Genomic DNA, 20,507 nt, shown 5'->3' on the forward strand with positions numbered 1-20,507 from the left:
GAGCATCAGGGTTTGGCGGCGTCAGCTTCCGTCACGGGTTGCATCACAAACGCAATTTTGTTCAACCCCTGCGCCTGCGCCGCCGCCATCAGTTGCGCAATCACATCGTAACGGGTGGATTTGTCGGCGCGTAATTGCAAATCAGGTTGCGGCTGTTGCAAAGCTGCCTGCCGGAAGCGGGGCTCCAGCGCTGCCAGATCTGTGGCAGCACCCTGCAAATAAATGATGCCTGCAGCATCAATGGCAATTTGCAGCGATTCCGGCTGTTGCTGACTGACCTTCGCCGCAGCCTGTGGCAAATCCAGTTTGATCGCTGGTGTCATCAATGGTGCGGCAATGATGAAAATCACCAGCAACACCAGCATCACATCCACCATAGGAGTGACATTGATATCGGCCATGTTGTGCATCTGCGATCGTCCGGCTTTGTCATTAAACGAACCAAACGCCATGCTTACACCTGCTTGTCAGAATGTTGCGGATCGCTGCTGCGGCTGCAATGCGCATGCAGATCATGTGCAAAGCCATCCAGCTCTGCAAAGGTCATGCGATTGAAACGGTTGAAAACATTGTAAGCAAGCACTGCAGGAATGGCGACGATCAAACCAAAAGCGGTCATGATGAGCGCTTCACCGACGGGTCCCGCAAGCTGATCTATCTGTATCGTGCCTGCGGACGATATCGTCGTCAGCGCATGATAAATCCCCCATACTGTCCCCAACAAACCAACAAACGGAGCAGTGGACCCAACGGATGCCAGCACCGTCAGGCCATTTTCGAGACGACTTGTGGTTGCCTGCAACTGCTGACGCAAAGCGCGTGTCAGCGCATCATTCAGACTGCTGTCAGCAGTCAATGTTGATGCACGCTGAGCGGCATCCATTGCCGACATCGCCGCTACCGCCAGCGACAGATACACATGCTCTTTATCGCGTTGTTGTAACAATCTCTGCGCATCGGCCATGGTCGGCGCGAGCCAGAATGTCGGCAAGACCGGCGCTGCCTGACGCACCCGCCAGAAAGACCAGGCTTTAGCAAAAATCAGCGCCCAGCTCAACAATGACATCAGCAGTAAAAGATAGGCAATAGCATGCCCGAACTGATCTGCCTGCTCCCAGTAATGCGCGATTGCAGCGTTCATTGCGATGGATGAGTTAGTGATTATTCAGCCCGAGCACGTCGTACATATCGAACAGACCGGTTGCCTTGTCGTTCAGGAAACGAGCCGCCCGCAAACTGCCGTGCGCATAGGTGACGCGACTGGAAGATTTGTGTGAAATCTCAACACGTTCCCCGATACCGGCGAACAGCACAGTGTGATCACCGACAATATCACCGCCACGTATCGTCGCAAAACCAATCGAAGACGGATCGCGTTCACCGGTCACACCTTCGCGTGCAAAAACACCAACCTCTTTCAGATCGCGACCGAGCGCGTCAGCAATCACCTCGCCCATTTTGAGCGCGGTACCGGAAGGTGCATCGACTTTATGCCGGTGATGCGCTTCAATGATTTCGATGTCGTAGCCTTCGGCGAAACTCCTGGCTGCCATTTCCAGCAGCTTCAGCGTCACATTGACACCAACACTCATATTCGGCGCAAAGACAATCGCGGTTCGTTTGCCCGCTGCTGCAATGGCTGCTTTACCCGCATCGTCAAAACCGGTCGTGCCGATAATCATTTTGATGCCGTGCGCGGCACAATACTCAAGGTGTTTCAGTGTCCCTTCGGGGCGGGTGAAATCAATCAGAAAGTCCGCGTCCGCCAAAGCCTTGGCCAGATCGGATTCAATCAGCACGCCGGCCGGTTTCCCCAGGAAGGATCCGGCATCAGTCCCTATTGCCGGCGAACCAGCCACATCCAGTGCGCCAGCCAGCACCATATCATCTGAGTTGCTGATCGCTTCAATCAGCATCTTTCCCATGCGGCCGGAAGCACCCGCCACTGCTACTTTTAATGCGGTCATACTAGCTTTCTTTATTTTTTATCTTTTTTCTTCGGCGTGCCGTCGAGATCATTCAGCGACTCAACTTTGTCTAAGCCCAACGCCGACTCGGTGATCCTTGCCAGATATTCTTTTTCCGTTGGCAAACTACCGCCCTCAAATTTAGAGACAGTATTGTTTTTAAAATAAATCGTCACCTGGCTGACAACCTGCTCACCATTCGGCTTGGTCAGGCGGAAAGGATAGTCCCAGCGGTCTTCGTGAAACATATCGGTCAGTAAAGCGGTACCGAGCACAAAACGGACTTGCTCACGTGTCATACCTTCTTTGATCTGCGCCATCATTTCCTGAGAAACGAAGTTACCTTGCTGGACAGTAATACGATACGGAGAAATATAGCCCAGGAATTTGTTCACCCCGGTCGGAGCGTATACTTGCGTACCAGCTGTCGCTGGCACTGTTTTATCCGCCACCGGTGCTTTCGATGCACAGGCAGACAAACCCAGCACCAACGTCATACCTGCAAGCCGTATGGCTTTATCCTGAACAGATTTTGAAAACAACAATCGCATAGGTACCCTCAGTAATTGAGCAACATGCCCTGAAACCCGATATCATAAAGCAGATAGCCCTCTTTTGACCGAAAACATGACAAACAGCACCCCAAATCTGAAAGCCAGCGGACTGAAAGCAACCTTGCCTCGCCTGAAAATCCTTGAAATTTTCCAAAACAGTAAGGTCCGCCATCTGACTGCAGAAGATGTCTACAAGATACTGTTGAACGACAATATGGATGTCGGCCTGGCTACCGTCTACCGGGTATTGACGCAATTTGAACAGGCTGGCCTGTTGCACCGGAATCATTTTGAAACCGGCAAAGCGATCTTTGAATTAAACGAAGGCTCGCACCATGATCATCTGGTCTGCCTCGATTGTGGACGCGTGGAGGAGTTTTTTGACGCTGAAATCGAAGAGCGTCAACACACCATTGCTCTGGAGCGCGGCTTTAAAATTGCCGAACACTCACTCGCGATCTATGGCAGTTGCACGAAAGAGAATTGCGAACACAAACACAATTAAGCCTCCATGACCTCATGTGATCATGTGAATAAGTCGGCGGTAACGGATTACTTTTTTATTTTTGCAGCGACACCGGCGACGGTATCAATGATTTTCTGCGCATTAAATGGCTTCAGGATAATGCCGTGTATGCCTGATTTCACGGCTTCCGACAGAACATCTTTATCGTGACTCGCTGTCACCAGCAATATCCTGGAATCCGGCAGCATGTCCTTGATTTTCGGCAACACATCGAGCCCGCTGACTTTGGGCATCACAACATCCAGCATAATCACATCCGGTCTCAGTTTGAGCGCCAGATCAAGTCCGGAGCCGCCATCCGTCGCCTCCCCTGCAACCGTGTATCCCTCGTTGCGCAACACGACACGTAACACCTCGCGGGTAATGTCGTTGTCATCAATAAGCAAAATTGAAATATTTTTATTTAACATCAGATGTCTCTTTTACTGACTCAAGGCGTTAGAAAGTAATTTCGCCGTGATATCGACTATCGGAATCACTCGCTCATATGCCATCCGCGTCGGACCGATCACCCCCAGAGTACCGACAATCTTGCCATTGACCTCATACGGTGCCGTAACAACGCTCATTTCATCCATGGGCAGTAATTGCGATTCGCCACCGATAAAAATCTGTACTCCGGTTGCCTTGCATGACACGTCCAGCAATTGCATCAGGCTGCTCTTTTGCTCAAACATATCAAACAGCTTACGCAGCGATGTCATGTTGGACGACAGATCCTGCACATTCAGCAAATTAGTCTTTCCTGAGATAACCATGTCATCGCTCTGTTCGGACAAGGCATCACTGCCCGCTTCCACGGCGGCCTGCATCAGCCTGGTCATATCTGTTTGCAACTGGCGCAATTCACTGTTAATGCCCAGTCGTGCATCTTCAAAAGCATGTCCGCTGAAGTTCTGATTCAGGTAACTCGCCGCCTGCGATAACTGCGCCGGAGTGTAATCCGTGTCCGTCAGAAGCAGGCGGTTATGCACTTCTCCGGTGGGAGCAACAACGACCAGCAAAATACGTTTTTCCGACAAACGCAGAAACTCGACCTGTTGAAAAATCGATTCAGTTTTCGGCGTCATGACGACACCGGCAAACTGCGACAACGACGACAATATCTGCGCGGCATTCGCAATGATTTTTTGCGGGGGTTGAGATAACAAACCCGATTGCAGACGCGACTCCAGCCCCAGTTCGCTGATTTCCTGCACCGTCAGTAATTTATCAACAAATACCCGGTAACCTTTAGGCGTAGGGACACGGCCTGCAGAGGTGTGCGGGCTGGCAACCAAGCCCATTTCTTCCAGATCTGCCATCACATTCCGGATCGTCGCCGGTGAAAGATCAAGGCCGGAAATTTTTGAAAGAGCACGCGAACCGACCGGCTGACCGTCAGCAATGTAGCGTTCTACGAGGGCTTTTAAAAGAGTTTGAGCGCGAGTATCTAGTAGCATCTGTTCATTTTATGCGTTTGAAGCAAACCTGAACATAGAAAACTTCATAACCATTTTGTCAAATCATGTAAATTTTTAAATTCTGCGTCGGGCTCAATATGCTGATGGCGCTCATCCGTCTTCTCCTGACCATGCCGGTTCATCCATGCACCGCGCAATCCGGCTTGTTGCGCACCCTGCACGTCCAGCAACAGGTCGTCGCCGACATACAAGGTTTCATGAGGCGCCGCACCCAGCGCGTCACAGGCAGCGAGAAAGATACGCGGGTCAGGTTTGGCGCAGCCAAACTCACGTGCCGCAATCGATGTACGGAAATGTGAAGCAAGACCAATTTCACGCAGATCAGCAAAGCCATTTGAGACCGAACCCAACAGAACCCGCTGCGACAATACCTTTAGCGCTGGAACAACATCATCATACAAACTGACCTGATTGCGGGCATCGGCAAATACCGCCATGGCCTGATCGGCCTTCGTGACAGGCACATCATGTTCTGCGAATATCTGACTCAGTAAGGTGTGTCGCAAAGCCCACAAGTCATATTGAAAACGGGGATCAGTCGGCACCAGTTTATTGCGCCGTTGCCGCATCGATTCGACGGAATAATTCCCTGCCACCGCAGGCACATGCTGCTGCATCCACTCATATAAACGCGTTTCCGCATGTTGAATCACCGGCGCAACCGGCCACAAGGTATCGTCCAGATCCAGTAATACAGCTTTAATTGTCATAAATAGCAGTCAGTTGATTCATTTCTACGCTAATTATGGTCTAATCTGACGAATCACGTCACCACTCTTTTTTTATGACTGTCATACCAAAAACGATTGCACTTGTTGGTAAATACAATGCGCCCGGCATCGCAGAATCCATGAGTGAACTCGCCAGCTTTCTTGACCGCGCCGGACATACGGTCGTGGTGGAAGCGGAAACAGCGCAATACATAGAATTGCCCGGTTTTCATGCGATGTCAGTTGCAGAGATAGGCAAACACGCGACTGCCGCCATCGTCGTCGGCGGTGACGGCACGATGCTGGGTATTGCACGCCAGCTTGCTGAATATAACGTTCCCTTAATAGGGATCAATCAGGGCAGGCTGGGTTTCATTACCGATATTCCGCTGGACCGCATGATTCCTGTGATTGCCGAAATGCTGAAAGGAAAATACGTCACCGAGCGCCGCAGCCTGTTGCAGGCCATAGTCGTGCGGGAAGATCATCAGATCTTCAGTGGACTTGCATTCAACGATATCGTGGTATCCCGCGGTACGGGTTCCGGCATGGTGGAACTCAGCGTCGAAGTCGATTCTCACTTTATGTATAACCAGCGCTCAGACGGGCTGATCGTGTCCACTCCGACCGGCTCAACCGCCTACTCGCTCTCCGCAGGCGGACCGCTGCTGCATCCCAGCCTGAGCGGTATCGTCATGGTGCCAATCGCACCGCATGCTTTATCGAACCGCCCTATCGTGCTGCCGGAAAGCAGCGAAATCGTGATCGAAATCGTTGCCGGTCGTGATATCAGCGTCAACTTTGACATGCAAACCTTTGCCAGCCTGTTGCGCCAGGATCGCATCATCGTCAAACGCTCCAACCACACGGTCACTTTCCTGCATCCGCACGACTGGAATTATTACCATACGCTGCGGGAAAAACTGCACTGGAATGAATACCCTACCGTCGAAGGTGCTCTGAATTAACGACAGACGCGGCCTGCCGGCAGTAGCACGTTTTTACCGTAGTTATTGCTAAAATATCTCAGTCTGCTCTTTCCATTTTATTTACTACTTCTGCTCTTATGCTGCGTACGCTTGCCATTCGCGATTTTGTCATTGTTGATACTCTTGAGCTGGAATTTTCCTCTGGCTTCAGTGTCCTGACGGGTGAAACCGGCGCTGGAAAATCGATATTAATCGATGCTCTGACACTGGCACTGGGTGGCCGTGGTGACGCCAGTATGGTGCGCGAATCCGCCGCCAGGGCAGATATCAGCGCCGAATTTTCTATCACGGAACACATCCAGCAATGGCTGCTGGAAAACGAATTCAGCGATCCTGAGCAACAGTTGATTCTGCGCCGCACGATCGACAACGCAGGGCGCTCGAAAGCCTGGATCAACGGCATCACCGCCACCGCAACGCAATTACGTGAACTGGGGGATCTGCTGGTCGATATTCATGGTCAACACGCGCATCAGTCTTTACTCAAAGCGGAAGCACAACGCTCACTACTGGACATGCAGGGCGGCTTACAAGAGCGCGCCGCAGAAGTCGCCGCTCGTTATAAAGCTTGGCGTAATCTGAGCCGGCAACGCGAAGAATTTGAAACCAATGCCAAGAATGTTTTACAAGAACGTGAGCGCCTCGAATGGCAGGTCGGTGAACTCGACAAATTGCAAATCAAGGCGGGCGAATGGGAAAACATCAGTCAGGAACACAGCCGCCTCGCACATGCGGCAAGCCTGCTCGATGGTGCGCAGGAAGCCGCTGCCCTGATTTCGGATTCTGAGCATCCAGTGCTGTCGCAACTGACTGCAGTACAACAGAAATTACTCAAGCTGCTGGATTACGATGCAGCGCTGAAACCGGTTACCGAAGCGCTGGAATCTGCCTGCATCAATTTGCAGGAAACCACTTATGCGCTGAACGATTATCTGAATCGCACCGAGCTCGATCCGGCACGCTTACGTGAAGTCGAACAACGCGTCGAAAGCATACATACAACGGCGCGCCGCTTTCATGTCGCTCCTGAATATTTACATCAGGAATTTGCAACTTTATCTGAGCAATTAAAACAGTTGTCCGATGCCAGTGATATGGATGCGCTTCGCTTGCAGGAAGAAAAAGCGTATCAGCATTATCTGCAAGCGGCGCAACGACTGAGCAAAGCGCGCGAAAAAACCGCAAAAACACTGAGTGTTGCGGTAACGGCGGCAATGCAGGAATTGAGCATGGCCGGTGGCAGTTTTGCCGTCAGTCTGAATGCTTGTGAGCCTGCTGCATACGGTATCGAACAGGTTGAATTTTTAGTCGCCGGTCATGCCGGGGTGCAAGCCCGTCCGCTGGCAAAAGTAGCGTCCGGAGGAGAACTGGCGCGGATCTCCTTGGCTATTTCTGTCATTACTTCAGGCGCGACAGCTACGCCAACTTTGATTTTCGATGAAGTTGACAGCGGTATTGGTGGCGGCGTTGCAGAAGTAGTCGGACGCTTACTGAAACGACTGGGGCAAGACCGTCAGGTATTGTGCGTCACCCATTTGCCGCAGGTCGCAAGTCAGGCGAATCAGCATTTTCAGGTCAGCAAAACAAATCACAACGGCAAAACCATTTCTCATATCGACGTACTCGATAACAAACAACGCGTCGAAGAAATCGCCCGTATGCTGGGTGGCATAGAAATCACCGCAACCACTCGTAAACACGCCAGAGAATTACTGGCCTCTTAAAAAAAATAAATACCATGCGCTTTCTGAAAGAACCTGATTACTCCCACGGAAAAATCGGAAAAACGGCGGTCGTACTGATTAATCTCGGTACGCCGGATGCACCGACCAGACCGGCAGTACGCCGCTATCTGAAACAGTTTTTATGGGACAGACGTATCGTCGAAGTACCCCGCGCAATCTGGTGGCTGATCCTGCATGGGATTATCCTGCCCTTCCGCTCCGGTCAGTCAGCAAAGAAATATGCATCCATCTGGACCAATGACGGTTCGCCGTTAAAAGTACATACGGAAAAACAGGCGGTGCTGTTGAAGGGCTATCTTGGTGAACGTGGCCATGAGGTACACGTCACTTATGCGATGCGCTATGGCACGCCATCCATCCCCGACGTGCTACAAAAGCTGAAAGCAGATGGTTATGATCGCTTATTGATTTTGTCGGCTTATCCGCAATATTCGGCAACAACGACCGGATCGAATTTCGATGCGGTGTTCAGCCATTATCAACAGGTCAGAAATATTCCAGAACTGCGTCTGGTCAAAAATTATCATGACCATGAGGCTTACATAGAAGCGTTGCGACAATCTGTGATAACAAGCTGGCAAAGCAACGGCAGGCCGGAGAAACTGGTGATGAGCTTTCACGGTTTACCAAAAGCATTTCTGTTACGCGGTGACGTCTATCATTGTGAATGCTACAAAACGGCGCGCCTGCTTGCTGAAAAGCTCGGCCTGTCGAAAGATCAGTACGTCGTCACATTTCAGTCGCGTTTAGGAAGAGCCGAATGGCTGCAACCTTACACGGCGCCAACGGTAACCCAGCTTGCAAAAGACGGGGTTCGGCGGATTGATGTGATTTGCCCCGGCTTCATCGCTGATTGTCTGGAAACGCTGGAAGAAATTGCGATGGAAGTACGGGCCGATTTTCTGCAGGCCGGCGGTAAGGAATTTAATTACATTCCTTGTCTGAATGAATCACCTTCGTGGTTACGCGCTCTGGCCGAAATTGCTGAACAACATCTGATTGGCTGGCCAACCATGCTGACTGTCAGCATGCGCGAAGAACAGAAGCAACAGGCATTGCTCAGCCGCGCCGAAGCCAAACGTATGGGTGCAAATCAATAAGCGCCATAGACATGACGACAGCCACATATTTTATCGGCGACATTCAAGGTTGCGACGATCAACTGGGTGAACTGCTGCATCGCATAGAACAGCGCTCACCTTCCGCCCGCTATCTGTTTGCCGGTGACCTGGTGAATCGCGGGCCTAAATCCTTGCAGACTCTGCGTCGCGTACGTGCTTTGCAGCAGGCCGGGCAAGCAGAGAGTGTGCTTGGGAATCACGATCTGCATCTGCTGGCGGTGGCTCATGGCATCCGTCCCGCACATCGCAGCGATACGCTTACAGAAATATTAGATGCGCCGGATTGCGCTGAATTGCTGGAATGGTTGCGCCGGCGGCCGCTTGCAATCACAGAGCAGCAGCACTTACTGATTCATGCCGGACTTTTTCCGGCGTGGTCGGCCGAAAAAGCAATGGCACTCGCGGGTGAAGTGGAAAGCATGTTACGCAGTCCGGACTGGCTGGACTTTTTACGGCAAATGTATGGTAATACTCCGGCTTACTGGGATGACGGTTTACAGGGTGCAGATCGCTTGCGCTGCATCGTCAATGCCCTGACACGGATGCGTTTTTGCAGCATTGAAGGACAAATGGATTTTGCCAGCAAGGATGGCGTCGGTACTGCTCCGCAAGGATATGCGCCTTGGTTCGATCTGCCACGCGCCTCAGACAACAGCACGGTGGTGTTTGGTCACTGGTCCACCTTAGGACTGGTATTGCGTCCCAATCTGATCAGCCTTGATACCGGTTGCGTCTGGGGCGGTAAGCTGACCGCAGTTGCTCTTCACGACAGAACGCTGGTACAGATAGACTGCCCGCAACAGCAAAAACCAGGCTGATATAAGCAACATTTTTCCCATTAAAAACAATCTGGCGGCAAGTGTGCTCTTCGCTCACTTGCCGTTGTTGTCTGCGCGATGAAGATAGGACAAAACAGTTGTGAACAATGTTTAAAACATTATATTTAAATAACAATTTAGCAATCTTCTGATTTATACTCAAAAATGACAATGCCGTTACATTTATTACGTTTTTAAACTTTTTGACATATAGCGGTCTGCTGTATCTGAGGAAAACATGGATCCGAATGAATTTCTGCCCGCAACACGAAAGGAGTTTCACCGGACTTTTCTGATTGCGATAGAGGCAGCGTTACCGCACACGCTGGACGCCTTATTTAAACGAGCCGAAGCAGCACACAGCTCTCAGGAACAAAGAGATTATTTGCATGCCAGCATGCGCTTAAGGCAGGACAGAAAAATGTCCGATGCCATGAGTGAGGCGATGGATGAGCTGCTGAACCGGAGCTTTCAGACCACCTACAGTACATTTCGTCCGGCATCCGTATTGAAATTGCAAAGTGAAAGCCTGTCGCTGGTCGATTCCGACATACTCGAAAACGAGCTGCTGCTCAAGGACATGACGGCGAGCTTCCGGGCCGAAGCAGAAGAGCAGATACGTGACCTGAATATCCGCATCGCGCTGATATTCAGTCAGGAAAAAATCAGCGAACGGGAAAATCCGTTCCGGCCTTATATCATCGCCCGCTGCATTACCAACGGGGTAGAAAAATTTGAACTGGGTAGCAAAATTTCTACGGTTGTCAGCGCACAGCTTGCAGAAGATCTGATACCTCATATAGCCAAAATTTATGATGCAGTGAATAGCTACTTTGCCGCTCAGGGTATCGCAGCAGAGCTGCAGTTAAAAATCAAAAAAACACCGCCTGCCACTGCAACTGCGAATCCGGCAGCCCATACCGCAGACGCTGCTCAGCATGTCGACGACAACGCAGTTGCCGTCGATACGCATGACGAAGCACTGAGAGCTGCAGCCATGCATCAATCCGCATTCTCAGCGACCGAGGAATTTGCAACGCCTGCGTACGCCACACAACCACAGACAGCTCCGCAGACGCCGATAGCCGCAGTCAGCAAAGTCGAACAATTATTTAACAGCGTGCGCGATATCGCAGCCGGTTTCAGTGTCAGTAAATTCGGTTCAGCGACGCAGCAGTTTTCCCGGCAACTGTTGCAACAGACAGCCTCTGCTTTCTCATCTCAACCAAGGGCAGTCGCTCCGCATCCGGGTTTTGATGAATACACCGCGCCGATGACCTCTGCTGGACGAATGCACTCGCAAGGATTTCAATGGTTAGAAAAAAATCAGTCCGTTGGAACAACCTTGCGGCAACTGTTCGGTGGTGGCAGCGGCATGACCGGTGCCACCGGCAGCGCAGCAAATCATGCCACCGGCAATGCACGCAATGATTTTGTTGGCAGTGATAGCTCAGGCAATCATGCGACAGACATCCCTGTTTCCGCACCCGGCGGAAGCCATAGCGATCAGCGCATGCACCAGGTACAAAGCAAGATACCGCCGGACAATGCATCAGTGGCACCATCCACTCAACACGGTGTCCAGAGCGAAAATACAAGTCAGAGATACCATTCAGATCCTGGTTACAGCTCTGCGGAAAGCTCATCGGCCGGTGCCGGTAGTGGCATCGTACAGTCAGTGCATGAACTACAAAAAAATAACATCATCTCCGGCGAACAGATGTTCAATCATCTGGGTGGCATCCGTAATCTGATTCTGGAGCAAAGAACCACGCTCAACGACATGACGGAGAATGTCGATGAGCAGATGACGATAGACGTCGTCGCAATGCTGTTTGAATTTATCTTAAGCGATCCGCAGGTACCAGCTGAAATACGCGCACAACTGGGACGTCTGCAATTTCTGGTGTTGAAAATTGCTCTGCGTGATCAGACTTTGCTCACGCAAAAAGGGCATCCGGCACGCATGCTGATCAACCGTGTCGGTTCCATTTCACTGGGACTGAAACAGATAGATCCAACGGGTGCGCACATCACACAGGAAATTTGCCGTATCGTCGAAACGCTGCTGGAAGACGACAGCGAAAATTCGCAATTATTCGTCCGTATGCTCGACGAATTTGATGCGTTCATTGCACGTGAACTGCGCTCCAGTGAACAGATGGTTGCTCATACCATCGAAGCCATCGAAGCTGCGCAGAACCGTACTTTGCGGCTGGTGCATATCTCTGCGCAGTTACGCGAGGTGTTACAGAAACTGCAGATCGACCCCTATCTGCGCGATTTTTTAGAAAACACCTGGGTGCTTGCAATCGAATATGCAGAACGTGAAGATGCCAAACGCGGTATCCGCTATCGTCTGCTGATTCCCGATCTGCTGTGGAGCATCGTCCCCAAACTGAATGAGGACGACCGTACACAACTGTTCGCGCTGCTTCCCATCATTCTGAACACATTGCGCGAAGCACTGACTGCCATTCAGTGGAGTAACACTGAACAAAAACGTTTGCTCGACTGGCTGGTCGACGCTCATACGAACGCCTTACGCACCGTGCAGCAGGCGCTTCACCCGCAATCACATTCGCTGACTCTGCCGGCAATTCATGAACATTTTGCAGACTTCGTTTATCACAACGAAGCCTCACAGGAAGTCTTGCAAGAACAGTTACGGGCACCGGAAACGCAGCAAAGACTCGATAAAGCAATACGTGAACTCGATATTCAGGTACAGATGCTCGATGAGTTTTTCGACAGCGAGCTGCCAGCAGAACGTACTGTCAGCGAGCAGCCCGCAGATACCGTCGAATTTACTCAGGAAGTGATACAGGAACGCCTGCGCAGCGGTATCAGCCTCGAAGTCAAACTCGGCATTAAACCCAGTATCGCCAGACTGAACTGGGTCGATCCTTCGCACAACAATCTGGTGCTGACGCTGGCAGGCAATGAAAAGCCGTCACTTGTCAGCGTACGCATGTTCCGCCGCATGATCGCTCACGGTCGCGTGCGTTTTCTCGAAAATGAGCCGCTGTTTGAACGTGCGGTACAGGCATTGCTGACGTCCGCAGACGCTGTCGATCGGCCGGCGCTGGCTTGAATATCCGGAACTGGCAAGGACGTCTGAACTTGTAACGATGCAGAGAGTCTGAGACGATACCGTCATCAACAAAGCGTCTGTCATGAATGTGATTTCTGATCACCGCGCATGGAATGCGCCTCATACCGCAGCGCGGCTATGTTCCGCGCTGCTGGCTGCAGCAGTCACGCTGTTGCTGATCCTCTTGCTATCACAACCGCTTCATCTCAAAACACATGATGCCGTACGTTATCCGGTACCAGCCATGCTGCTGCAATTTCCGCTGAATATCCGTGACGTCGTTGATGCGGCAAAAGACGCACCGGTAATGACGGCACCTGCAGCAGAGACGGTGCGTCAGGTACGCAAGAAATCAGACACAAGAGCAGACACCAGCTCGGACACCAGCACCACAACGCTCAGCTCCGCCGCCGTTCCCGCCGGCGAGACCAGTGTCGCCATTGACAGCATCACGGTAACACCGGGTCCGGCAACGCTGGATATCAGCCGGCAAAGTATCGCCAGAGCCTATCAGGCAAGTAAGAGTGAATTGCAGCAAAGGGCAGAAGCCAGCGGCAGAACGCTGAACAATACCGGTCCGGATAAATATGAACGTCTGCAGAAAGATTTGCAACAAGCGACGATTCCGGGATGCACGGATGAGGATGCCTTAAAACATCGTCCGGCAAAAATCGGTGGTGTCGCCTTTATTGGATTACTCGCAGCGCCATTCTGGGCACAGGCAGCGATGTCGGGTAAATGTCGCTGATGCGCTTCGACAGGAGACGATCTGAGCCATACTATGGCTGCTGTAAGCCTGAAAATACTCCCGGGAGTATATTTAAAGTTCGTTGATTGACGCTGAGAATAGGTGTTTTTTGGCACATACTCCCCAAAAATTCATTTTTTTAATATCGTTACAGGCCTGCAGCACGAAAAGCAGACGTTGAGATGAACGAAGAAACTGCGACAGCATGAGCGTGGTCAATACAGCTTCTGACCTCTATGTTTATCCGGCAGTTTTCGAGGATGCGTCAGGCAGATCCTGCGCCAAGCCTAATTCACGCAGTACCAGTTCGCGTGCCTGCAAAGCGATGTCGCGACGATGTGCGCCTTCGGTTGCAATTGCTGGCAGACGGATCACTTCAGCAATCATGCGCGGCGCTTTGAGGATAGTGCTCATACTTTCGGCAAACGTCATATCGCCAATGAAATCTGCCGCCGGATGAAATTTGCCTTGCGTATCGACATAACGCAGTACAAATGGCTGCACCGGCACTTTGGCTTCTATCGCTGCTTCAAATAAATTGGCGTGAAATGGCAGCACCGTGCCCTGCGCTGCGGTCGTGCCCTCAGGGAAAAAGGCAATGCGTTTACCATCATGAATCTGATGCACCAGACCTTCGTAAATCCGCCGCACTTCACGTTGCTTACCACGTGCCAAGAAAATGGTTCCGGCTTTTTCACATAACCAGCCCAGCACGGGCCAGGAACGGATATCAGCTTTCGCAACGAAATGACATGGATGCACCGTATTAATAACAAAAATATCGAGCCAGGAAACGTGGTTAGAAACAATCAGTGCCCGTTCCGCAAAGCGCCCCTGACTGGCATCTTTAAACACTACATCCACGGTACAAATCGCCATCAGCTGGCGCGACCAGCGTTGCACCAGCGCCTCTCTTCTGGCAGCCCCCACGATGGGAAAGAGCAAAGCACTGGTCAGCAAGCCTGCAAGCAGATGGAGGAAAACGCGGAAAAAATGCCAGAAAATCATACGGACTCGCCAGATACTCCAATGGAGCATTCATTAAAATTTTTGTTCTTCGGTACAAAGCCAAACGAGGCGTCGCAGATGGCATTCATACGCCCTGTTTGCTTTATATATAGCGGTTATTGCCAGCAGTCACCGCATCGCCCAGCGATAGCGGGCGATGCGGGTAACGGTATTGAATGCAGATTACAGATTGTCAAAGGCAATATGGCCATCGACCATCGTCAGCTTAACGACACCCGGCAATTCGTAGCCAAGAAACGGCGTATGCTTGCCCTGACTCGCTAAGGCCGCCGCTTCCACTTTCCAATGTGCGGCAGGATCAAACACGCACAGATCAGCGGCGCTGCCGGCCGTCAGCTTACCCGCAGCAATTCCGGCTACCTGCGCCGCACTGCTGCTGATTTTCGACAGCGCTTGCGACAAGGTCACGGCGCCACGGCTGTCTTCCGCCCATTTCAGCGCGAGCGACAATAACAATTCCAGACCAGTTGCCCCCGGTGACGCTTCGGCAAATGGCAGCAGTTTTTCATCATCATCAACCGGTGTGTGATCCGAGCAGATCGCATCGATGGTGCCATCGCTCAGTGCTGTCTTGATCGCATCACGGTCGCGCTGACTACGCAATGGCGGCGTCATGCGCGCATTCGAATCGAAGTAAGCAATATCGTTGTCGGTCAGATGGACATGATGGGCACCGACATCACACGTCAGCGGCAAGCCTTCCGCTTTCGCCTGACGTACCAGTTCCAGACCGGCAGCAGAGGAAATACGGCACAGATGCACTTTAGCACCCGTGGCCCGCATCAGCTCAAACAAGGTATGCAGCGCAATCGTTTCTGCCATGACAGGCACACCGGATAAGCCCAGACGCGATGCCAGCGGGCCACTATGCGCGACGCCACCTTTACCGATATAGGCGTCTTGCGGACGTAACCAGACCGTGTATCCGAACGTGCTCGCATATTGCAACGCGCGTTGTAAAGTATTGGTATCAGAGATCGTCACCTCAGCCTGCGAAAAACCGATACAGCCAGCCTCAGTCAGCGCCGACATTTCGGTCAGAGACTCACCTTTGAGCCCTACCGTCAGCGCACCCAATGGATATACATGGGCTTTATTTTGTGTGCGCGCACGTTGTCGCAGCATTTCGACCAGACCCGATTCATCCAGCACCGGATCGGTATCCGGCGGACACACCAGACTGGTGACGCCACCGCGCATCGCGGCCTGCAATTCCGATTCCAGTGTGGCTTTATATTCAAAGCCCGGTTCACGCAAACGCGCACTTAAATCCACCAGCCCCGGCGCCACAACCAGCCCGCTGGCATCCACAACTTTATTGGCGACAAAATCAGCCGGTGCCGCACCGACAGCAAGAATTTTTCCGGCAGCGATAAACACATCCTGTACCGCATCAACGCCGCTCGCCGGATCAATTACGCGGCCATTTTTAATTTGAATTTTCATGTTGCTTCCCTGTACGTCTCACGTAACGGATAACGCACGATCAGTTATCGCCGGGCCTGCGCCTGGCCGAATCTCACAGATATCAAGCGTCACTGCCGCTGTTGCCGGCGACAATACTCATCACAGCCATGCGCACGGCAATACCGAAAGTCACCTGCGACAAAATCACTGCCTGCGGGCCGTCCGCCACAGCAGAATCAATTTCCACGCCACGGTTCATCGGTCCCGGATGCATGACAATCGCATCAGGATGCGCCAGCGCCAGCCGCTCCGGCGTCAGTCCGTAGCTCTTGAAATATTCCTGTGCAGATGGCAGCAAGGCACCGCTCATACGCTCATTTTGCAGGCGCAACATGATGATGACGTCCACACCTTTCAGACCTTCGTTCATGTCGGTGAACACACGTACCCCCATCTGCTCCAAGCCCCCCGGCAGCAGCGTATGAGGGCCAATCACGCGGACTTCAGGAACACCCAGTGTGGTCAGTGCATGAATGTCTGAGCGTGCAACGCGGCTGTGCAGGACGTCACCGACTATCGCGACGGTCAGATTCGTAAAATCTTTTTTGTAGTGGCGAATGGTGTACATGTCGAGCAAACCCTGGGTCGGATGTGCGTGACGACCATCACCTGCATTCACCACATGCACATGATGCTGCTTCGTGTCATTCAGATGTTTGGCGATCAGAAAAGGGGCGCCGGAAGTCGCATGACGTACCACGAACATATCGGCGTGCATCGCGGCCAGATTATCGATGGTGTCAAGCAGGGATTCGCCCTTGCTGGTACTGGATGCCGCGATATTGAGATTGATCACATCGGCTGACAGACGTTTCGAGGCAATCTCAAATGTGGTGCGGGTGCGGGTAGAGTTTTCAAAAAACAGATTGAACACACTTTTACCGCGCATCAGCGGTACTTTTTTAACTTCGCGGTCGCTGACACTGACAAATGACGAGGCGGTATCGAGGATATGATTGACGATGGATTTAGGCAGACCGTCTATCGTCAGCAGATGCTGAAGTTCGCCGTGTTTATTGAGCTGAGGATTATGCATGATCGATAGAAAAACTAAGTGTGCCATCGTCTGCGCGTTGCAGATTCACAGAGACAGCGGGTTCAAATGAGGCGACATGCGCCACAAAATCGGCAGCGATCGGCAATTCACGCCCACCGCGATCCAGCAGTGCTGCCAGCATGACACGGGCAGGTCTGCCGTAGTCGAACAACTCATTGATCGCTGCACGCGTCGTTCGCCCTGTATACAAAACATCGTCAACCAGTATGATGTGCGCACCATCCACTTCGAACGGGATATGCGTCGGTTTGACATCGGCATGCAAACCCTTAGCCGCATAATCATCGCGATAAAACGACACATCAATCAGACCGGGTTTATTTTTCAGACCAAGATCATTCACCAGACGTTCAGCAATCCAGGCGCCACCTGAATAAATACCGATGATCGCCAGATTATCATTCGCCACCGCTTGTGGTTTGATCTGCTTCAGAAGCTGCTGATACAGCGCTTCCGCATTCAGTGTGGGGGAAACATTGCTCATGGGTTCTCGTCAAAATATTGTTGCAGAATCAGGGCTGCGGCATCGTCATCAATATGTGCACCGCGCTTGCCGTTCAGAACGGCGGAGGAATAACGCTCATCGACCAGTATCGTCGGAAGCCTGAAGCGGCCTTGCAACTGGTTCGCAAAGCGGCGGCAACGTTGCGTCATTTCGTGAGATTCACCATCCGGATGCAGCGGCAAACCAACTATGCATAACACAGGCTGCCAGTTACTGATCAGCGCAGCGATTTCGGCAAATTTGCCATCGTTGGTCGGTGCATGAATGATGTTGAGTGGTTCGGCCTGACGCAGGAAGGTATTGCCGACCGCCACACCAATACGTTTCAGCCCGAAGTCAAAGGCGAGTACAGTGCCATCAGCTCTGACTTCCTGCGTCGCCATCAGGCATGCCCCGCTTCAGACGACAACATGGCAGGATCAATACCGAGTAATTTGATGGCCGCATTGAACCGCTCTTCGACCGGCAGCGAAAAAATAATCTGCGGATCGGCAGCGACAGTCAGCCAGCCGTTCGCGAGGATTTCTTTTTCAAGTTGTCCTGCGCCCCAACCGGCATAACCGACACTGATCACGATACGCTCTGGCCCCTCACCAGCCGCAATCGCTTCGAGCACGTCGCGCGAGGTTGTGAAAGCAATATCATCAGTCACTTTGAGCGAAGATGTATAGTCTCCCACCGGTGAGTGCAGCACGAAACCACGGTCATCCTGCACCGGGCCACCAAACATCACCGGGCGTTTGCCCATAGGATGTGAATCGGGAATGACTTCCAGGCGCAGGTCGATACGGTCAAACAATTCAGCCACAGTCATATCGGTCGGACGATTAATCACCATACCCATCGCACCGCGGGGATTGTGTTCACACAGATACACCACGCTGCCGCCAAATACGGGATCGTGCATAGAAGGCATTGCAATCAGGAAATGATTTGTTAAATTTAAATCAAATTCCGGAACGTTATCGCCGCTCGCTGTTGCAACAATGTCAGAAATCTTGCCAGTCGGTGCAGGGACACCGTCGGACAGTTCAGAGTGTGGGGATTTTGTTTGCTTCGCCATGCCGCCATTTTAGCATTTTTAACGTGTATTTTCGATGTGTGCTAAGGTTCCGCACCATGATTCCGACTTTCCTCTTCTGATACTTATGCAAGAAAAATCTGTTTCTTTTCAGCGCGCTCTGGTCTGGTTCCGGCGCGATTTACGCTGCTTTGATCATGCCGCGTTATATCAGGCTTTACGACATAGCAAAGAAGTCATCTGTGTTTTTATTTTTGATCAGACCATATTGAAACATCTGCCGGCGAATGACAGGCGCGTGCGTTTCATTCACGACAGCATCGTCGAGCTGCAACAGGAAATCGGCAAGCTTGGCGGTAGTCTGCTGGTGATGTACGGCGATCCGGTCGAGGAAATTCCGCGTATCGCAGAGCAGTTCCAAGTCAACGCAGTTTTCGTCAACCATGATTACGAACCCGCTGCAATACAAAGAGATACAGCGGTGAAAGCAGCGCTCAGCCAACGGCAACGTACATTTTTAAGTTTTAAAGATCAGGTGATCTTTGAGAAAGACGAAGTTTTATCGCTGGCCGGTACGCCATTTTCCATCTTCACTCCATACAAAAATGCGTGGCTGAAAAAATTCTATGCGGAAGCTACTGACTTTTACGCAAAATCGTATCCGGTAGAAAAGTATGCTGTGCATTTTTGTCGTATCGACGTGCCCGGCATACCCGCATTATCAGAGATGGGGTTCAGCGACGTACAGACTCAGGTACTTCCGATACGGGCAGGCATGTCTGGCGGAACACAGCTGATCCAGGATTTTCTGACCAGAATGAAGCACTATGATGTTGCCCGCGATTTCCCAGCACTCAAAGGACCGTCGTATTTGTCAGTGCATCTGCGCTTCGGCACGGTATCTGTGCGGCATCTGGTACGCGAGGCAATGCAGCAAATCAGAACTGGCAGCAATCACGGCGCAGAAATCTGGCTGGCTGAACTGATCTGGCGCGATTTCTATTTCATGATTCTGCATCATCATCCGCATGTGACTGAGCGTGCGTTCAAACCCGATTACGACGCGATTCAATGGGAAACTGGAGAACAAGCGGATGCGCATTTCGCGGCGTGGTGTGAAGGTAATACCGGCTATCCGCTGGTTGATGCAGCGATGCGCCAACTGAATCAGACCGGTTATATGCATAACCGCCTGCGCATGGTGACCGCCTGCTTTCTGATTAAGGATCTGGGCATAGACTGGCGCCGCGGTGAAGCTTATTTTGCCGAAAAACTGAATGACTTTGATTTATCGGCAAACAACGGCGGGTGGCAATGGGCGTCGTCGTCTGGCTGCGACGCGCAACCATATTTCAGAATTTTTAATCCGATAACACAATCCGAAAAATTTGATGCCGAAGGTAAATTCATTGCGCGCTATTTACCGCAATTAGCAAAACTGGATAAGCGCACAATTCACGCCCCATGGAAAGCGGCACCACTTCTGTTACAGCAAGCTGGCATCAGTCTGGGAAAAGATTATCCTTATCCCATCGTCGAACATGAGGTCGCGCGAAAGAAAACCCTGGAGCGTTATGCCGTAGTCAAAAAGCCAGGGATGCTATCTGCGGAGTAAAGTGCCTCAGGCAGGGACAAATAATCGATGAAAGCGGTGCAGAACATAAACAGCGCGAAATTAACATAAAAAAAGCAG

At 51.7% G+C, this 20,507-nt stretch carries 21 protein-coding genes; 8 read left to right on the top strand and 13 right to left on the bottom strand.

The features are described from left to right. Positions 1-5: 5 nt before the first annotated feature. The 4 genes from ACPAOP_RS04245 to ACPAOP_RS04260 are packed head-to-tail and all read right to left on the bottom strand — an operon-like array spanning position 6 to position 2,518. Positions 6-452, bottom strand: a complete 447-nt coding sequence (locus ACPAOP_RS04245) for an ExbD/TolR family protein (RefSeq protein ID WP_423709446.1) — start codon at positions 450-452, stop codon at positions 6-8. Between the two features lie 2 nt (positions 453-454). Further along, positions 455-1,141, bottom strand: coding sequence for a MotA/TolQ/ExbB proton channel family protein (locus tag ACPAOP_RS04250; protein WP_423709447.1), 687 nt, complete (start codon positions 1,139-1,141; stop codon positions 455-457). Between the two features lie 13 nt (positions 1,142-1,154). After that, positions 1,155-1,967 carry a 4-hydroxy-tetrahydrodipicolinate reductase gene (gene dapB / locus ACPAOP_RS04255; RefSeq protein ID WP_423709448.1) on the bottom strand — a complete coding sequence of 271 codons (813 nt, stop codon included), beginning with the start codon at positions 1,965-1,967 and terminating at the stop codon, positions 1,155-1,157. Positions 1,968-1,978: 11 nt separating this feature from the next. Further along, the gene (locus ACPAOP_RS04260) at positions 1,979-2,518 is read right to left on the bottom strand and encodes an outer membrane protein assembly factor BamE (RefSeq protein ID WP_423681380.1); all 540 of its coding nucleotides are present in this window, start codon (positions 2,516-2,518) and stop codon (positions 1,979-1,981) included. 76 nt (positions 2,519-2,594) lie between these two features. On the opposite strand from ACPAOP_RS04260, the gene fur reads away from it, so the two are divergent. After that, positions 2,595-3,026, top strand: coding sequence for a ferric iron uptake transcriptional regulator (gene fur / locus ACPAOP_RS04265; protein WP_423681381.1), 432 nt, complete (start codon positions 2,595-2,597; stop codon positions 3,024-3,026). A gap of 47 nt (positions 3,027-3,073) precedes the next feature. Here the strand turns inward: fur and ACPAOP_RS04270 are convergent, their stop codons facing one another. From ACPAOP_RS04270 to ACPAOP_RS04280, 3 genes are read right to left on the bottom strand one after another with little or no spacing between them, the layout of a single operon-like run. Then, a complete protein-coding gene (locus ACPAOP_RS04270) occupies positions 3,074-3,457 on the bottom strand; it encodes a response regulator (RefSeq protein WP_423681382.1) in 384 nt (127 codons plus the stop codon). A 12-nt stretch (positions 3,458-3,469) separates the two neighbouring features. Further along, on the bottom strand, positions 3,470-4,489 hold the full coding sequence (gene hrcA / locus ACPAOP_RS04275) for a heat-inducible transcriptional repressor HrcA (RefSeq protein WP_423681383.1): 1,020 nt from the start codon (positions 4,487-4,489) through the stop codon (positions 3,470-3,472). A gap of 44 nt (positions 4,490-4,533) precedes the next feature. Continuing rightward, positions 4,534-5,220, bottom strand: a complete 687-nt coding sequence (locus ACPAOP_RS04280) for an HAD family hydrolase (RefSeq protein ID WP_423709449.1) — start codon at positions 5,218-5,220, stop codon at positions 4,534-4,536. Between the two features lie 74 nt (positions 5,221-5,294). On the opposite strand from ACPAOP_RS04280, the gene ACPAOP_RS04285 reads away from it, so the two are divergent. From ACPAOP_RS04285 to ACPAOP_RS04310, 6 genes are all read left to right on the top strand, one after another. Further along, on the top strand, positions 5,295-6,188 hold the full coding sequence (locus ACPAOP_RS04285; protein ID WP_423681385.1) for an NAD kinase: 894 nt from the start codon (positions 5,295-5,297) through the stop codon (positions 6,186-6,188). A 98-nt stretch (positions 6,189-6,286) separates the two neighbouring features. Beyond that, complete coding sequence (gene recN / locus ACPAOP_RS04290) at positions 6,287-7,933, top strand: DNA repair protein RecN (RefSeq protein WP_423709450.1); 1,647 nt, start codon at positions 6,287-6,289, stop codon at positions 7,931-7,933. 14 nt (positions 7,934-7,947) lie between these two features. After that, positions 7,948-9,054, top strand: a complete 1,107-nt coding sequence (gene hemH / locus ACPAOP_RS04295; protein ID WP_423681387.1) for a ferrochelatase — start codon at positions 7,948-7,950, stop codon at positions 9,052-9,054. An 11-nt stretch (positions 9,055-9,065) separates the two neighbouring features. After that, positions 9,066-9,893 carry a symmetrical bis(5'-nucleosyl)-tetraphosphatase gene (locus tag ACPAOP_RS04300; RefSeq protein WP_423709451.1) on the top strand — a complete coding sequence of 276 codons (828 nt, stop codon included), beginning with the start codon at positions 9,066-9,068 and terminating at the stop codon, positions 9,891-9,893. Between the two features lie 238 nt (positions 9,894-10,131). Then, positions 10,132-12,987, top strand: coding sequence for a DUF1631 family protein (locus ACPAOP_RS04305; protein WP_423709452.1), 2,856 nt, complete (start codon positions 10,132-10,134; stop codon positions 12,985-12,987). An 82-nt stretch (positions 12,988-13,069) separates the two neighbouring features. Further along, positions 13,070-13,735 carry a hypothetical protein gene (locus tag ACPAOP_RS04310; protein WP_423681391.1) on the top strand — a complete coding sequence of 222 codons (666 nt, stop codon included), beginning with the start codon at positions 13,070-13,072 and terminating at the stop codon, positions 13,733-13,735. Positions 13,736-13,975: 240 nt separating this feature from the next. On the opposite strand, the gene ACPAOP_RS04315 is transcribed toward ACPAOP_RS04310, so the two are convergent. The 6 genes from ACPAOP_RS04315 to ACPAOP_RS04340 form a co-directional block, all read right to left on the bottom strand. Further along, entirely contained in the window at positions 13,976-14,743 is a 768-nt protein-coding gene (locus ACPAOP_RS04315; protein WP_423681392.1) for a lysophospholipid acyltransferase family protein, read from the bottom strand. A 183-nt stretch (positions 14,744-14,926) separates the two neighbouring features. After that, on the bottom strand, positions 14,927-16,210 hold the full coding sequence (locus ACPAOP_RS04320; RefSeq protein ID WP_423681393.1) for a dihydroorotase: 1,284 nt from the start codon (positions 16,208-16,210) through the stop codon (positions 14,927-14,929). Between the two features lie 82 nt (positions 16,211-16,292). Beyond that, positions 16,293-17,267 carry an aspartate carbamoyltransferase catalytic subunit gene (locus ACPAOP_RS04325; protein WP_423682260.1) on the bottom strand — a complete coding sequence of 325 codons (975 nt, stop codon included), beginning with the start codon at positions 17,265-17,267 and terminating at the stop codon, positions 16,293-16,295. Then, entirely contained in the window at positions 17,260-17,772 is a 513-nt protein-coding gene (gene pyrR / locus ACPAOP_RS04330) for a bifunctional pyr operon transcriptional regulator/uracil phosphoribosyltransferase PyrR (RefSeq protein ID WP_423709453.1), read from the bottom strand. Before pyrR ends, ACPAOP_RS04325 begins: the two co-directional genes overlap by 8 nt. Further along, positions 17,769-18,176, bottom strand: a complete 408-nt coding sequence (gene ruvX / locus ACPAOP_RS04335) for a Holliday junction resolvase RuvX (RefSeq protein ID WP_423681396.1) — start codon at positions 18,174-18,176, stop codon at positions 17,769-17,771. Before ruvX ends, pyrR begins: the two co-directional genes overlap by 4 nt. Further along, positions 18,176-18,856: a YqgE/AlgH family protein gene (locus tag ACPAOP_RS04340; RefSeq protein WP_423681397.1), complete on the bottom strand. Its 681-nt coding sequence runs from the start codon at positions 18,854-18,856 to the stop codon at positions 18,176-18,178. Before ACPAOP_RS04340 ends, ruvX begins: the two co-directional genes overlap by 1 nt. An 85-nt stretch (positions 18,857-18,941) precedes the next feature. Here ACPAOP_RS04340 and ACPAOP_RS04345 point away from each other — a divergent pair, with 85 nt between their 5' ends. Then, positions 18,942-20,429 (top strand): cryptochrome/photolyase family protein, encoded by a 1,488-nt coding sequence (locus tag ACPAOP_RS04345; RefSeq protein WP_423709454.1) that lies wholly within the window; start codon positions 18,942-18,944, stop codon positions 20,427-20,429. Positions 20,430-20,507 lie beyond the last annotated feature (78 nt).

Origin of the sequence: Undibacterium sp. WLX3042 (assembly GCF_049544825.1) — a bacterium.
GTDB lineage: Bacteria > Pseudomonadota > Gammaproteobacteria > Burkholderiales > Burkholderiaceae_D > Undibacterium.

What these genes read in the sequence shown, in the direction of transcription:
- hemH (WP_423681387.1), top strand. Translation starts at nt 7,948, where the DNA reads ATGCGCTTTCTGAAAGAACCTGATTACTCCCACGGAAAAATCGGAAAA.
- recN (WP_423709450.1), top strand. Translation starts at nt 6,287, where the DNA reads ATGCTGCGTACGCTTGCCATTCGCGATTTTGTCATTGTTGATACTCTT.
- dapB (WP_423709448.1), bottom strand. Translation starts at nt 1,967, where the DNA reads ATGACCGCATTAAAAGTAGCAGTGGCGGGTGCTTCCGGCCGCATGGGA.
- ruvX (WP_423681396.1), bottom strand. Translation starts at nt 18,176, where the DNA reads ATGGCGACGCAGGAAGTCAGAGCTGATGGCACTGTACTCGCCTTTGAC.
- ACPAOP_RS04300 (WP_423709451.1), top strand. Translation starts at nt 9,066, where the DNA reads ATGACGACAGCCACATATTTTATCGGCGACATTCAAGGTTGCGACGAT.
- hrcA (WP_423681383.1), bottom strand. Translation starts at nt 4,489, where the DNA reads ATGCTACTAGATACTCGCGCTCAAACTCTTTTAAAAGCCCTCGTAGAA.
- ACPAOP_RS04270 (WP_423681382.1), bottom strand. Translation starts at nt 3,457, where the DNA reads ATGTTAAATAAAAATATTTCAATTTTGCTTATTGATGACAACGACATT.
- ACPAOP_RS04280 (WP_423709449.1), bottom strand. Translation starts at nt 5,220, where the DNA reads ATGACAATTAAAGCTGTATTACTGGATCTGGACGATACCTTGTGGCCG.
- ACPAOP_RS04285 (WP_423681385.1), top strand. Translation starts at nt 5,295, where the DNA reads ATGACTGTCATACCAAAAACGATTGCACTTGTTGGTAAATACAATGCG.
- ACPAOP_RS04320 (WP_423681393.1), bottom strand. Translation starts at nt 16,210, where the DNA reads ATGAAAATTCAAATTAAAAATGGCCGCGTAATTGATCCGGCGAGCGGC.
- fur (WP_423681381.1), top strand. Translation starts at nt 2,595, where the DNA reads ATGACAAACAGCACCCCAAATCTGAAAGCCAGCGGACTGAAAGCAACC.
- ACPAOP_RS04245 (WP_423709446.1), bottom strand. Translation starts at nt 452, where the DNA reads ATGGCGTTTGGTTCGTTTAATGACAAAGCCGGACGATCGCAGATGCAC.
- ACPAOP_RS04260 (WP_423681380.1), bottom strand. Translation starts at nt 2,518, where the DNA reads ATGCGATTGTTGTTTTCAAAATCTGTTCAGGATAAAGCCATACGGCTT.
- ACPAOP_RS04310 (WP_423681391.1), top strand. Translation starts at nt 13,070, where the DNA reads ATGAATGTGATTTCTGATCACCGCGCATGGAATGCGCCTCATACCGCA.
- ACPAOP_RS04345 (WP_423709454.1), top strand. Translation starts at nt 18,942, where the DNA reads ATGCAAGAAAAATCTGTTTCTTTTCAGCGCGCTCTGGTCTGGTTCCGG.
- ACPAOP_RS04250 (WP_423709447.1), bottom strand. Translation starts at nt 1,141, where the DNA reads ATGAACGCTGCAATCGCGCATTACTGGGAGCAGGCAGATCAGTTCGGG.
- ACPAOP_RS04305 (WP_423709452.1), top strand. Translation starts at nt 10,132, where the DNA reads ATGGATCCGAATGAATTTCTGCCCGCAACACGAAAGGAGTTTCACCGG.
- ACPAOP_RS04340 (WP_423681397.1), bottom strand. Translation starts at nt 18,856, where the DNA reads ATGGCGAAGCAAACAAAATCCCCACACTCTGAACTGTCCGACGGTGTC.
- pyrR (WP_423709453.1), bottom strand. Translation starts at nt 17,772, where the DNA reads ATGAGCAATGTTTCCCCCACACTGAATGCGGAAGCGCTGTATCAGCAG.
- ACPAOP_RS04325 (WP_423682260.1), bottom strand. Translation starts at nt 17,267, where the DNA reads ATGCATAATCCTCAGCTCAATAAACACGGCGAACTTCAGCATCTGCTG.
- ACPAOP_RS04315 (WP_423681392.1), bottom strand. Translation starts at nt 14,743, where the DNA reads ATGATTTTCTGGCATTTTTTCCGCGTTTTCCTCCATCTGCTTGCAGGC.